General features: G+C 61.4%; 10 protein-coding genes. 4 read left to right on the plus strand and 6 right to left on the minus strand.

The annotated features are described in order from the left end of the window. The first annotated feature begins 24 nt into the window (after nucleotides 1–24). The gene (locus tag ACVTFQ_RS17470) at nucleotides 25–1,410 is read left to right on the plus strand and encodes an MFS transporter (RefSeq protein ID WP_111562718.1); all 1,386 of its coding nucleotides are present in this window, start codon (nucleotides 25–27) and stop codon (nucleotides 1,408–1,410) included. 16 nt (nucleotides 1,411–1,426) lie between these two features. On the opposite strand, the gene purH is transcribed toward ACVTFQ_RS17470, so the two are convergent. From purH to htpX, 4 genes are all read right to left on the minus strand, one after another. Then, nucleotides 1,427–3,046 (minus strand): bifunctional phosphoribosylaminoimidazolecarboxamide formyltransferase/IMP cyclohydrolase, encoded by a 1,620-nt coding sequence (gene purH / locus ACVTFQ_RS17475; protein WP_111562719.1) that lies wholly within the window; start codon nucleotides 3,044–3,046, stop codon nucleotides 1,427–1,429. A 93-nt stretch (nucleotides 3,047–3,139) separates the two neighbouring features. Next, entirely contained in the window at nucleotides 3,140–4,810 is a 1,671-nt protein-coding gene (locus tag ACVTFQ_RS17480; RefSeq protein ID WP_112436385.1) for a heparinase II/III family protein, read from the minus strand. 109 nt (nucleotides 4,811–4,919) lie between these two features. Further along, nucleotides 4,920–6,308 carry an RsmB/NOP family class I SAM-dependent RNA methyltransferase gene (locus ACVTFQ_RS17485; protein WP_111562721.1) on the minus strand — a complete coding sequence of 463 codons (1,389 nt, stop codon included), beginning with the start codon at nucleotides 6,306–6,308 and terminating at the stop codon, nucleotides 4,920–4,922. Beyond that, nucleotides 6,305–7,267: a zinc metalloprotease HtpX gene (htpX, locus tag ACVTFQ_RS17490; protein ID WP_111562778.1), complete on the minus strand. Its 963-nt coding sequence runs from the start codon at nucleotides 7,265–7,267 to the stop codon at nucleotides 6,305–6,307. Before htpX ends, ACVTFQ_RS17485 begins: the two co-directional genes overlap by 4 nt. A gap of 118 nt (nucleotides 7,268–7,385) precedes the next feature. Between htpX and ACVTFQ_RS17495 the strand changes: the two genes are divergently transcribed. Both ACVTFQ_RS17495 and ACVTFQ_RS17500 read left to right on the plus strand, forming a co-directional pair. Beyond that, on the plus strand, nucleotides 7,386–7,610 hold the full coding sequence (locus ACVTFQ_RS17495) for a DUF1674 domain-containing protein (RefSeq protein WP_111562722.1): 225 nt from the start codon (nucleotides 7,386–7,388) through the stop codon (nucleotides 7,608–7,610). A gap of 48 nt (nucleotides 7,611–7,658) precedes the next feature. Then, nucleotides 7,659–8,108: a thermonuclease family protein gene (locus ACVTFQ_RS17500; protein ID WP_111562723.1), complete on the plus strand. Its 450-nt coding sequence runs from the start codon at nucleotides 7,659–7,661 to the stop codon at nucleotides 8,106–8,108. Nucleotides 8,109–8,156: 48 nt separating this feature from the next. Here ACVTFQ_RS17500 and acs read toward each other — a convergent pair whose 3' ends face one another. Continuing rightward, on the minus strand, nucleotides 8,157–10,112 hold the full coding sequence (acs, locus tag ACVTFQ_RS17505; RefSeq protein ID WP_111562724.1) for an acetate--CoA ligase: 1,956 nt from the start codon (nucleotides 10,110–10,112) through the stop codon (nucleotides 8,157–8,159). Nucleotides 10,113–10,334: 222 nt separating this feature from the next. Here acs and ACVTFQ_RS17510 point away from each other — a divergent pair, with 222 nt between their 5' ends. Continuing rightward, a complete protein-coding gene (locus ACVTFQ_RS17510; protein WP_026283466.1) occupies nucleotides 10,335–11,036 on the plus strand; it encodes a DUF1013 domain-containing protein in 702 nt (233 codons plus the stop codon). A 132-nt stretch (nucleotides 11,037–11,168) separates the two neighbouring features. On the opposite strand, the gene ACVTFQ_RS17515 is transcribed toward ACVTFQ_RS17510, so the two are convergent. Next, nucleotides 11,169–11,828, minus strand: coding sequence for a YggS family pyridoxal phosphate-dependent enzyme (locus ACVTFQ_RS17515; protein ID WP_111562725.1), 660 nt, complete (start codon nucleotides 11,826–11,828; stop codon nucleotides 11,169–11,171). Nucleotides 11,829–11,862: the final 34 nt, after the last annotated feature.

The following is an 11,862-nucleotide window of genomic DNA, read 5'->3' on the forward strand; positions in this document are numbered from 1 at the left end:
CGCTCCCAAATCAGGAGCAGGCCGGTGAATCGCATTGACTGGACGGGAACACAGCCCCAGCGCGCCACGCGCAGAGGCATTTGGGGCTGGATGTTCTTCGACTGGGCGGCGCAGCCGTTCTTCACCGTCGTCACCACCTTCATCTTCGGCCCCTATTTCGTGGCCAGGCTGACGGCCGATCCAGTCTCCGCGCAAACGCTCTGGAGCAACATGGCGACGATCTCCTCGGTGATCATCGCCATCCTCTCGCCCATTCTCGGCTCGATCGCCGACCAGTCCGGCGGGCGAAAGCCATGGATCGGCTTCTTCGCCGTCATCAAGATCGCCAGCCTCTGCTGCCTCTGGTTCGCGGCACCCGGCTCACCTGTCATCTACCCCGTGATCTTCATGATCCTGGCGTCGATCGCCGCGGAATTCTCGATCGTCTTCAACGATTCCATGATGCCGCGCCTCGTCGGAAAGGACGAAGTCGGACGACTGTCCAACACCGCCTGGGGCCTCGGCTATCTTGGTGGCATGATCGTACTGATCGCAGTGGTGGCGCTGCTTGCCGGAAGTCCCGAGACCGGCAAGACCATCCTCGGCCTAGACCCGATCTTCGGCCTTGATCCACACACCGGCGAGGATGCGCGCATTACCGGTCCGATCTCGGCCGTGTGGTATCTGATTTTCGTCCTGCCGATGTTTCTGTTCACACCGGATGTGAAGGGTGGCCTTCCCTTCGGCTCCGCCGTCCGCTCCGGCCTGCGTGAAGTCAGGCACACGCTGGCGGAACTGAGGGAGCGCCGCCCGCTCATGCGCTTTCTCGTCGCCCGCATGATCTACCAGGACGGCGTCAACGGCCTGCTGATCCTTGGCGGCGCCTTCGCGGCCGGCATGTTCGGCTGGGCAACCATCGAGATTGGCATCTACGGCATCATCCTCAACGTGGTGGCGATTTTCGGCTGCATCATCGCCGGACGTATCGACGCGCGCATCGGCTCGAAGGCGACGATTGTCATCAGCCTGACCATGCTGCTTCTCGCGACCTTCGGCATCGTATCCACCGAACCCGGCTATACGCTCTTCGGGCTGGTGCCGCTTCCGACGGCGGATTCAGGCGGTCTGTTCGGCACGGCGGCGGAGAAAGCCTATATCGGCTACGGCCTGCTGATCGGCCTGGCATTCGGCCCTGTGCAAGCCTCGTCGCGCTCCTATCTGGCGCGCAGCGTCAGCCTTGATGAGGCAGGCCGCTACTTCGGCATCTACGCGCTCTCGGGCCGCGCAACCAGCTTCATGGCGACGCTTCTGTTTTCGATCGTGACTTATGCGACAGGCTCGTCGCATCTCGGCATGGCCACGCTCGTTCTGTTTCTGGCTGGCGGGCTGATCCTGCTGATCCGGACGCCCTATCCGGCGGATAGGGCGTAGCCGTTTTCATCGATGTTTAGTGGCGGAAGTGGCGCATGCCGGTGAAGACCATCGCCACATTGTGCTCGTTGGCCGCGTCGATCACTTCCTGGTCGCGCATCGAGCCGCCTGGCTGCACGACGGCCGTGGCACCGGCGGCAATCGCCGACAGAAGGCCGTCCGCGAACGGGAAGAAGGCTTCCGAAGCAACAGCGGAGCCCTTGGTCATCGGCTCGGCCCAGCCCATCGCCTTGGCGGCATCCTCAGCCTTCAGCGCGGCGATGCGGGCGGAGTCGATACGGCTCATCTGGCCAGCGCCGATGCCGGCCGTCTGGCCGTCCTTGGCATAGACGATGGCATTCGACTTGACGTGCTTGGCAACCGTATAGGCGAACTTGAGGTCCACCAGTTCCTGTGCCGTCGGCTGGCGATTGGTGACGACCTTCAGCTCGATATCATCGATCATGCCGTTGTCACGGCTCTGCACCAGCAGGCCGCCGGCAACGGTCTTCGCCGTAAGGCCGCGAGAGCGCGGGTCAGGCAGGCCGCCGGTCACGAGCAGGCGCAGGTTCTTCTTGGCCGCGATAACCGCCTTGGCTTCTTCCGTCACCTCAGGCGCGATGATGACCTCCGTGAACAGCTTGACGATTTCTTCCGCCGTCTCGGCATCGAGCAGCTGGTTAAGCGCAATGATGCCGCCGAAAGCGGACGTGCTGTCGCAGGCAAGCGCCCGGAGATACGCGTCCTTCAGCGTAGGGCCGGTAGCGACACCGCACGGATTGGCATGCTTGATGATCGCGCAGGCCGGGCCGGTCTTCTCGGGCGAGAACTCGCCGATCAACTCGAAGGCGCCGTCCGTGTCGTTGATGTTGTTGTAGGAGAGCTGCTTGCCCTGCAGAAGCGTTGCCGTGGCAACACCCGGACGGTTTTCGCCGGTCACGTAGAAGCCCGCCGTCTGGTGCGGATTCTCGCCGTAGCGCATTTCTTCCTTCAGCACGCCGCCGATGACACGGTGACGCGGCGTGTCGATGGACAGCGCTTCGGCGAACCAGTTGGAGATCATCGCGTCGTAGGCGGCCGTGCGCGCATAGGCCTTGGCCGCAAGGCGCTGACGGAAGGCATAGCTGGTCTGGCCGGCATCGGACGAAAGCTGCTCGAGAAGCTCCGGATAGTCCGCTGGATCGGTGAGGATCGCCACATAGGCATGGTTCTTGGCCGAGGCGCGGATCATCGCCGGGCCGCCAATGTCGATATTCTCGACGGTGGTCGGATAATCGCCACCCGCCGCGCGCACATCCTCGAACGGATAGAGGTTGATGACGGCGAGATCGATGCCATCGATGCCGTGCGCCTTCATCGCTTCCTGATGCTCGGCGTCGTCGCGGATCGCCAGCAGACCGCCGTGAACCCTCGGATGCAGCGTCTTCACGCGGCCGTCCATGATCTCCGGAAAGCCCGTGACGTCGGAAACGTCGGTAACATCGAGGCCGACGGCGGCGATCGCCTTGTGGGTGCCGCCGGTCGACAGCAGCCGAACGCCCTTTTCGGCAAGCGCGCGCGCGAGGTCTACGATGCCGGTCTTGTCGGACACGGAGAGCAAGGCGGTCTTGACGGCAACCTTGTCGGGGGCGGGGATTTTCTTGGAAACAACGGCCATGTGGCTTCTCCGTTCGATCTTCGGGAGACATCCGGCGAGGTGCGCGGAATATGGCGCCGCGTTAGCACAGCTTTGCGCCGGCGAAAACAGCCGCTAGCTTCTGCGAGACAAAAACCACCGTATTTCCGGCTTTTCCGGATAGGCGAAGCTGATTTCCATCTGATCCGACGCGCAGATACCGGAGGCATCGGCAAAGAACACATCCTCGGCGATCTCGACCGTATTGCCGGGCGAGGAGAACAGCCAACTCTCGCCATCTGGCGCCGTCATCAGGATGGACTCCCGGTCCATCTGCTTCAGATTGATCGACGGGTGGGCGTGAAAACGCGCCACGGCCTGCAGTTCTCCTTCGCCTCTTCGCTCTTCGGAAACCGTAAGGCGATCGAGTCCGGTCATGATCGAACCGGTGGCGTTCAAGGTGAGCTCGCGCTCGTGCAGGACGCCGAACTCTTTCAGATAGCCGTCGTGGCTTGCCTTGACGACATCCCGGCCGTCATCCGCCACGACGCGATCGACCTGCACGGTCTTAACCGGATCGGTGATGAGATGCGCCAGAAAATCGGAAGACGCAAACCGGCTCGACGACGTATCGTTGAGCGTCACGGTCGTGTGCGCGGCCGTGGTGCGCGCGACCTGCACATAGCGGTTGCCGGCAAATTTCGGCGAGCCCGAATTCACGATAAAGCGGTGCCGGCCTGATGACATCTCGAAGGACAGGCATCCGGCATGAACAGTGCGCGAGAGGTTACCGCTCGGCGGAAGGCCAGTATCGGCGATAACGACGGTGCGACCGGCCGCCAGGCGCTGGTAGCGCGAATGCGGCATCGCCTTGAACGGCTCACCCGCCGTCTCATCATAGCGCAGCAGCGACACGATCTCATTCGCCGAGGTCGACGTCGCGCCGTTGAACAGAGCGAGATCGCCATCCTGGTGGCGAAAGAAGCGCAGCGCCGGATACATTCGATCGATGCCGGATATCAGCTTCTGCGGCAGATCGTGGCCGAGATTGATATAGGTCTGCCGCAACGGCAGCAGATCGAGCAGAAGCTCGAGCGCGACGCGCGGATTGCGCGACACGTGCCCGCCATCCGGCAGAATCTGGCTATCGAACTCGACATCGAGCGCTTCGGAGGATTTGCGGATTGCGCTGGGGCGTACCGGCATAGAGATCGACGCCATGGCAAGCGCTAGGCGGACCCGAAAACGCACCTCGCCGGGCGGCGCATAACGCGCCATGCGGCGCAGGAAGCGGACTTGAAACGCAAGTGAACGCACGAAGCGTCGATAGAAGCCGCGATCGGCATTCTGCAGCACCACGGGCGAATGCGACAACCAGGCAATGACGCGCGTTGCCGTAACATCGATCTCCCAGGCAATGCCCTCCATTCGTCCGCCGTGAATGGACAGCCAGCTATTGACGATGGCGCGGGCGACGTTCGAATGCAGATCGTTCTTCTTGGAGCGCATATGGCGCAGCCAGCCGAAGCCATGGAGCTTGATGGCAAAGGCGCGAGACGGGAGGCTAAACGTGAACGGCGACTTTCCGCCGGTCTCCAGCATGCGGCCGGCAAGCGGGAAGCGACCGTTGATGATTTCCTCGGCGACATGCGAATCGACGGGCCTTAGATCCGTCGGCGCCACGATCAGCCGCTCGGGCACATAGACAGTGTGGCGAAACAACTTGAGGCGCAGAAGCGCAGCACGGCAAAGTACCCGCCGCCAAGCCTCCCGCAGGTAAAGACCTGAAAACCGTCCGGACCGCATTTCGATTGTCTATTGACCCATATCGTTAGGATTGGATGGACAAGTCCGGAAACGGCACTGACCGTCGATGATTCTGCAACAATGCTTAACTATGCCAGTTGCTCTTCGATCAGGCAACACGGCGCAACACGGCCGCATAAAAACCGTCCAGACCCGGCGCGAAACCTGATGGTAGCTTCAGCATGTCGGGTGTGGTGCGGAACTCGCCAAGCGGACTGATTGCCTCTTCCAGCCCCGGCCAGCGGCTCGGCTCGATCGCCACGCGCTCGAATCCTTCGGTGTCCTTGAGCACCTGTGCCACGACCTCTTCACCCTCGCTCGGATCAAGCGAGCAATTGGAAAACACGATCGTGCCGTCGGGCTTCAGCAACCGCAGCGCATGGCGAAGCAGACGCTCCTGCAGCGCGGCGAGCTTTGCGATATCTTCCGGCCCCTTGGTCCAGAGCACGTCGGGATGTCGCCGCGTCGTGCCGGTGGAAGAGCAGGGCGCGTCGAGCAGGATGGCGTCGAAAAGCTCGTCAGGGGTGAACTTGGTCAGATCCTGCGCCATCGTTTCCGCCGACAGCTGGAGACGCTCAAGGTTCGAACGCAGGCGCTTGATGCGGTTTTCGGACTGCTCGACGGCGGTCACCTTGCCGCCAGCCAGGATCAGCTGCGCCGTCTTACCGCCAGGAGCGGCGCAGAGATCGGCAACACGCTTGCCGGAGAGATTGCCGAAGAGCTGCGCCGGAATGCTCGCCGCCGCATCCTGTACCCACCACAGCCCCTCGTCGAAACCTTCGAGAGACGGAATGGAGCCGTCGAATGCGGCAAGCCGTACTCCGCCGGTCGGCAGCACTATGCCGTTCAGCTTTTCGGCCCAGGCCTGGGCATCCGATTTTACAGTCAGATCGATGGCAGCGGGCTGCAGCTGGGAATCCGAGATCGCCCGCGCTGCGTCACGGCCATAAGCCTTCTCCAGCCGTTCGAGAAACCAACTAGGCATCGACGGAATGTCGTCGATCTGGCGAAGGATCTCTTCCTTCTCGCGCCCCAGGCGACGCAGCACGGCGTTGACCAGCTTGGCGAAGCGCCGGTTTCTCGGGTCGAGATTGGCTTGCTCGACGGCAATGTCGACGGCGGCATGATCGGGAACGTCGAGATAGAGGATCTGCGCCGCCGCGATCGAAAGCACGTGCTGCAGCGAGCGCGCGCCCTCCGGCAAGGGCGATTCCAGCAGGGATGACACGGCCGCCTCGATGCGGGGCAGGTGACGCAGCGTGGTGTTCAGAATTGCGCGGACGAGACCACGGTCGTCGTCGGCCAACGCCTTGTAAGCCGGATTTCCATGTTCATGGTCGAGGGCGCCGTCAAGCGAGAGCTTGCGATCGATGACGGCAGCCAGAATCTTCGAGGCTGCGGCACGCGCCTGCAGACCAGGCTTGGCGGAAGCGGACGTTTCCGCCGGCGCCGACGACTTTTGTTTGCGAAATGGCTTTTTCTTACCGTCTGAACTCAAGACCAGGGACCCTTTGGCGGTTGCGAGCCACCGCGGCCAAGGCCGGCATCCGGAACTGAGCGCGATTTGCGCACGGGATTAGCAGCACGAGCCGACGGCGTCGAGTTATTCATGCCGCCTCTTGCCATTTCCTGCAGCGCAGCGATGCGATTTTCGGTATTCGGGTGGGTGGAAAACAGGTTGTCCATGCCCGCACCCGTCAACGGATTGATGATGAACATGTGAGCGGTGGCCGGATTGCGCTCCGCGTCGTAGTTCGGAATATTCGAGGCGCCACGGGCGATCTTGCCAAGTGCGGAGGCCAGCCAAAGCGGGTTGCCACAAATCTCCGCGCCGCGCCGGTCGGCCGAATATTCGCGCGTACGGCTGATCGCCATCTGCACCAGCATGGCGGCCATCGGCGCGACGATCATCGCCAGCAGAACACCGACGAAGCCGAGCGGATTGTTGTTGTTCTCGCGGTTACCGCCGAAGACGAACGCGAAATTGCCGAGCATCGAGATGGCGCCGGCAAGCGTCGCCGTGATCGTCATCGTCAGCGTGTCGCGGTTTTGGACGTGCGCGAGCTCATGGGCCATGACGCCGGCAACCTCTTCCGCCGACAGTGCGCTCAACAGACCCGTCGATGCCGCGACCGCGGCGTTCTCCGGATTGCGGCCCGTCGCGAAAGCATTCGGCTGCGGATTGTCGTAGAGATAGACCTTCGGCATCGGCAGGCCCGCATTGTGCGAGAGATCACGGATGATGTTGAAGAACTCCGGCGCGTTGCGCTCATCGATCTCCTGGGCACGGTAGGCCGAAAGCACCATGCGGTCGGAATTCCAGTACGAGAAGAAGTTCATGCCGGCCGCAACCAGGAACGCGATCATCATGCCGCTGCGGCCACCGATCATGAACCCGACGACCATGAACAGTGCCGTCATGAAGGCAAGCAACATGGCAGTACGGACAAGGTTCATCATCATCTCCATTTCAGGCGAGCGCCGTTTGCGCTCAAAGGGTTTCAATCGCCGCGTCGGCGTCCTATAATCTGGTTATTCATCGGCCATTTTCAATATTTTCAAGCGGGCGTGCGTGATGCAGGAAGCGGACAACGACAATATCGAGGCTCTGGCCGAGGAAGGCACGGAGCGCCCGCGCAAGATGCTCTCGCCCGCCGCCAAGCGTGCGCTTGCCGAAGCCGAGGAGCGTCGCCGCAACGAACAGCCGACCGATATGCCGACCGAGATCGGTGGGCGAGGGGGTGCCGATCCGGCCCGCTTCGGCGATTGGGAAATCAACGGTCGCGCGATCGACTTCTAAGTAAATATTCCTATTGACTTCGCATGAATATCGGAATTTATTCCTTGTATGTTCACGCGCTCCATCACAGCACTAGCGATCCTTGCGGCAATTTCGATGCCGGCTTTCGCGCGCGATGAGATCGCCGGGCCTGTGTCGGCTGAAATTCTGCGCGTGATCGATGGAGACACCTTGCTGGTCGCCGCTCGCCCGTGGCCGCAGCAGACCGTGGAAGTCTATGTCCGCATTCGTGGCATCGATACGCCCGAGATGCACTCAAAATGCGCTGCGGTCAGGCGCGCGGGGATCGATGCCCGCCAAGTGTTGGAAGAGCTCACCGACAACTCACCGCAAGTGCAGCTGACCCGAATTTCCGGCGACAAGTATTTCGGCCGAATCCTGGCCGACGTCACGCTATCCGATGGACGGAATCCGGCTCAGTATATGCTGGGCGAGGGGATCGCAGTTGCCTATGACGGTGGCCGGAAGCCGAAGACGCCGTGCTCCGATCACGATTAAGGCCGCTCCGGTTTCCCGAAGCGGCCTCTCATTAGCAGACAGCCAATACTAAGCAGTCGCCTTGTTCTGCCTGTTGGCGATCAGATCATCGACAACAGCTGGATCGGCAAGCGTCGACGTATCGCCCAGTGAACCGAAATCGTCCTCGGCGATCTTGCGCAGGATGCGTCTCATGATCTTGCCCGATCGGGTTTTCGGCAGCCCGGGCGAGAACTGGATCTTGTCGGGTGCTGCGATCGGGCCGATTTCGTTCCGGACATGCTTGATCAGCTGCTGGCGCAGCTCGTCCGAACCTTCGTTGCCGGCCATCAATGTGACATAGCAATAGATGCCCTGACCCTTGATCGCATGCGGATAGCCGACGACCGCAGCCTCCGACACGAGGCTGTGCGACACCAGCGCCGATTCGACCTCGGCCGTGCCGAGACGATGGCCCGACACATTGAGCACGTCGTCGACGCGACCGGTAATCCAGTAATAACCGTCCTCGTCTCGACGGCAGCCGTCGCCGGTGAAGTATTTGCCCTTGTAGGTCGAAAAATAGGTCTGGATGAAGCGCTCGTGATCGCCGTAGACCGTGCGCATCTGCCCCGGCCAGCTATCGGTGATGCAGAGATTACCATCAGCCGCGCCCTCGAGCACGTTGCCTTCATTATCCACCAGCTGCGGCTTCACGCCGAAGAACGGCTTGGTTGCCGATCCCGGCTTCAGGTCGGTCGCGCCTGGCAGCGGCGTGATCATGTGGCCACCCGTCTCCGTCTGCCACCAGGTGTCGATGACAGGGCAACGCTTGTCGCCGACGACATTATAGTACCATTCCCAGGCTTCGGGATTGATGGGCTCGCCCACCGTGCCGAGCAGACGCAGGCTGGACCGCGACGAACGCGTCACGAAATGATCGCCGGCGCCCATCAGCGAGCGGATGGCGGTCGGCGCGGTGTAAAAGATATTGACCTTGTGCTTGTCGATCACCTCCCAGAAGCGGCCCTGATCCGGAAAGTTTGGAACGCCCTCGAACATCAGCGTGGTCGCGCAGTTCGCAAGCGGGCCGTAGACGATATAGGAGTGGCCGGTGACCCAGCCGACGTCGGCCGTGCACCAGTAGATATCGCCGGGGTGATAGTCGAACACGTATTCGTGCGTCATCGCCGCGTAGACGAGATAGCCGCCCGTTGTATGCAGCACACCCTTCGGCTTGCCGGTCGAGCCCGACGTATAGAGAATGAAAAGCGGATCCTCAGCCTTCATCTTGGCGGGCGGGCACTCCGGCTTCACCGTCGCCATTTCCTGATGATACCAGAGGTCGCGACCGGGAGCCCAACCCGTCTTGCCACCGGTGCGGCGAACCACCAGTACCTTCTCGACGATCACATGCTGGCGGGCTGCGATATGGATCGCCGTGTCGGTGTTTTCCTTCAGTGGCACCGGCTTGCCGCCGCGCACTCCCTCATCGCAGGTGATGACGAAGGTTGATTCGCAGTCCACGATCCGCCCCGCCAGGGCTTCCGGCGAAAAGCCGCCGAACACGATGGAATGCACGGCGCCGATACGAGCGCAGGCCAGCATCGCATAGGCCGCCTCGGGGATCATCGGCATGTAGATGGTGACACGATCGCCCTTCTTGACGCCATGCTTCTTCAGGACGTTCGCCATGCGGCACACGTGCTCGTAGAGCTCGTTATAGGTGATCTTCTTGTCGATGTAGGGGTTGTCGCCCTCGAAGATGATCGCGACCTGATTGCCGTTGGTCTTCAGGTGCCTGTCGATACAGTTGTAGGAGACGTTCGTCTGGCCGTCTTCGAACCACTTGATCTTCACATTGCCGGTGAAAGAGGTGTTCTTCACCTTCGTATAAGGCTTGAACCAATCGATCCGCTTGCCATGCTTACCCCAGAATTTATCCGGGTTCTCGACGCTCTCCTCGTACCATTTCTCGTACTTGGCCTTGTCGATCAGCGCATGGTTTTGAACCGGCTTTTGCACCGGGTAGATCTTCTCCGACATCGATTTCCTCCTCACTCGGACGCCGGCGGCAGAACTACGCCGCAGGCGGTTTTGTGCATTCATAACAGGTCAGATCGACCCGGCAATTAGACAAAGGTCATTTCATTCGTGATCAATTGCAATTATGCGTCACTCCGGTTATATAGCGGCATAATTTCCCGGACATAGTGGTGACAACCCACGGACCGCGACACCGGCGCGGACGACAGAAGGACTATATCCATGGCTCAACAACTGCTTATGCCGAAGGCGACCGCTATTTGGCTCGTCGACAACACAGCTCTGTCTTTCGACCAGATCGCTCAGTTCTGCAAATTGCACCCTCTGGAAGTGAAGGCGATCGCCGACGGCGAAGCTGCGCAGGGCATTAAGGGCCTGGATCCGATCTCCACCGGTCAGCTGTCGCGCGACGAAATCGAACGCGCCGAGAAGAACCCGGCCCACAAGCTTAAGCTTTCCGAGCCGAAGGTGCGCGTTCCCGAATCCAAGCGTCGTGGCCCGCGCTACACGCCGGTCTCCAAGCGCCAGGACCGCCCGAACGCCATCCTGTGGCTTGTTCGCAATCACCCGGAACTGAAGGACGCCCAGATTTCGCGTCTCGTCGGCACGACCAAGTCGACCATCGAACAGATTCGCGAGCGCACCCACTGGAACGCCGCCAACCTGACGCCGATGGACCCGGTTACGCTCGGTCTCTGCAGCCAGATCGACCTCGACATGGAAGTCGAAAAAGCCGCCAAGGGCCGTCCGCTGCCGACCGCTGCCGAACTCGGCGAAACGCTGCAGTCCGCGCACGAAACCGAACGCCTGGCTCCGAGCTACGAGCGTGAGGAAGAGAAGGAAATCGACGCCGACGCCGTCTTCGCGAAGTTGAAGTCGCTGAAGTCCTCGACGCCGGATGAAGACGAAGACGATCGCTACTAAGCGGTTGGACGGACTGAGATTAGAACCCCGCTTTGGCGGGGTTTTTTATTGCCGGTGGCAATTGCGCCGTAGCGCGGATCGCAAATGTTTCCCGTGAAACATTCACGCCGACCACTGGAGCAGATACGATGATCAGCGGGTGCCGAAAATGGCAGACCCGACCCGCACGCTGGTGGCGCCAAAAGCGACCGCTGTCTCGTAATCTCCCGACATGCCCATCGAGAGCTTCTGGACGCCACAAGCCTTCGCGAGTTTCGCCAGCAGGGCAAAATGCGGCCCCGGGTTTTCATCCGCCGGCGGAATGCACATCAGCCCTTCGACGGAAAGACCAAGCTCATCGCGGCAGAGCGCCACGAACGCCGCCGTATCGTCAGGCGCAATGCCGGCCTTCTGCGGCTCAAGCCCCGTATTGACCTGCACATAAAGGCGAGGGGCCTTGCCCTGGCGCTTCATTTCATCAGCCAGCGCACGCGCGATCTTCTCGCGATCGACCGTCTCGATGACATCGAAGAGCGCGACCGCTTCGCCGGCCTTGTTCGACTGCAGCGGTCCGATCAGGTGAAGCTCGATACCAGCCGTCTCGCTCTTCAGCTCCGGCCACTTGCCCTGGCTCTCCTGCACCCGGTTTTCACCGAACACGCGCTGACCAGCCTCGATGGCCGGGCGGATATGATCCGCGTCGAATGTCTTGGACACCGCCACGAGCTGCACCGAGCCTTCCGCTCTGCCCGTTTCACGGGCCGCCGCGGCGATCCGGCCGCGAACCTCTTCCAGTCGCTCTTGAAGTTCCATGTTGCGCCTCGGTCCATCATCGAAAACAATGAAA

The organism is Rhizobium sp. O111 (assembly GCF_055616315.1).

Bases quoted from the DNA above. Each gene is read 5' to 3' on its own strand.
- acs (WP_111562724.1), bottom strand. From the start codon at position 10,112: ATGTCGGAGAAGATCTACCCGGTGCAAAAGCCGGTTCAAAACCATGCG.
- ACVTFQ_RS17510 (WP_026283466.1), top strand. From the start codon at position 10,335: ATGGCTCAACAACTGCTTATGCCGAAGGCGACCGCTATTTGGCTCGTC.
- ACVTFQ_RS17480 (WP_112436385.1), bottom strand. From the start codon at position 4,810: ATGCGGTCCGGACGGTTTTCAGGTCTTTACCTGCGGGAGGCTTGGCGG.
- ACVTFQ_RS17495 (WP_111562722.1), top strand. From the start codon at position 7,386: ATGCAGGAAGCGGACAACGACAATATCGAGGCTCTGGCCGAGGAAGGC.
- htpX (WP_111562778.1), bottom strand. From the start codon at position 7,267: ATGAACCTTGTCCGTACTGCCATGTTGCTTGCCTTCATGACGGCACTG.
- ACVTFQ_RS17515 (WP_111562725.1), bottom strand. From the start codon at position 11,828: ATGGAACTTCAAGAGCGACTGGAAGAGGTTCGCGGCCGGATCGCCGCG.
- ACVTFQ_RS17500 (WP_111562723.1), top strand. From the start codon at position 7,659: ATGTTCACGCGCTCCATCACAGCACTAGCGATCCTTGCGGCAATTTCG.
- purH (WP_111562719.1), bottom strand. From the start codon at position 3,046: ATGGCCGTTGTTTCCAAGAAAATCCCCGCCCCCGACAAGGTTGCCGTC.